The sequence below is a fragment of the Nitratidesulfovibrio oxamicus genome (assembly GCF_015731765.1).
Classification (GTDB): Bacteria; Desulfobacterota; Desulfovibrionia; order Desulfovibrionales; family Desulfovibrionaceae; genus Cupidesulfovibrio; species Cupidesulfovibrio oxamicus.
In genome coordinates this window covers 1-702 of record NZ_VRYY01000721.1, presented here as the reverse complement: position 1 = coordinate 702, position 702 = coordinate 1, and the positions used below count along the sequence as shown (strand labels likewise).

General features: G+C 68.2%; 1 protein-coding gene and 1 pseudogene. One reads left to right on the top strand and one right to left on the bottom strand.

Going from position 1 to position 702, the window contains the following annotated elements; translation table 11 throughout:
• A pseudogene (locus FVW20_RS19900) lies at positions 1-317 on the top strand (DNA polymerase IV); the annotation flags it as partial.
• 166 nt (positions 318-483) lie between these two features.
• Here the strand turns inward: FVW20_RS19900 and FVW20_RS17675 are convergent.
• Positions 484-702, bottom strand: a 219-nt coding sequence (locus tag FVW20_RS17675) for an aminotransferase class IV (protein WP_231039231.1), incomplete at its 5' end; no start/stop codon positions are given.

Below are 702 nucleotides of genomic sequence, written 5' to 3'. Positions count from 1 at the left end.
CAGGCTGGGCGGCGGGCCGGGATGCCGGGGCGCGGGGCGCGGACGGTGCGCGCCGCATGGGGACATCCGCAGAGCATGATGAACAGGACGGGCCGGATGCGGTGGGCGAGTCGGACGTGCCAGGCGGGCCGAACGGGTCGGGCAGGCAGTCTGGACAGGCCGCCCCCGCCGCCGTAATTCCCGCGGAATCCATCCCGCCGCCGGACGAGAACCGCCGCAAGAAACTGGATGCCGCGCTGGACGCCCTGCGCGACAGGCATGGCCGCGAGGCCGTGGTGCGCGGTCGCCTGTTCGGGTTCGATTCCAGGAAGAAGTAGATCGTTATGTTGCCTTTCAAGGGGCTGTTTCGAATAGGCGTTTTGTTCGTTGGCGAAGCTTGACCGCGTTGCGCACGATGGCCGTAGGGCTCGCCGAACGGCCACGCTTCGCGCCCTTCGGGTCGGACGCCTACGGGCAAAAGACCAGTTTGGAATCAACCCCTGCTTATTCCCCCAGCAACACCGGATTGCACCGTTCGCAGGTGGCGAAATCGGGCGTGAAGGCATGCGATCCGATGACCGTGACCGGGCGCATGCCTTGCAACGAGTTCAGCATGTAGGCGTGGCGGAAGGCGCGCAGTTCACCGGCGCGCACGGTGCAGTCGCGCACGGGCAGCAGGTCGCGCACGGCGGCCAGGGTGGTGCTGGGCAGGCGGCAGCCGCC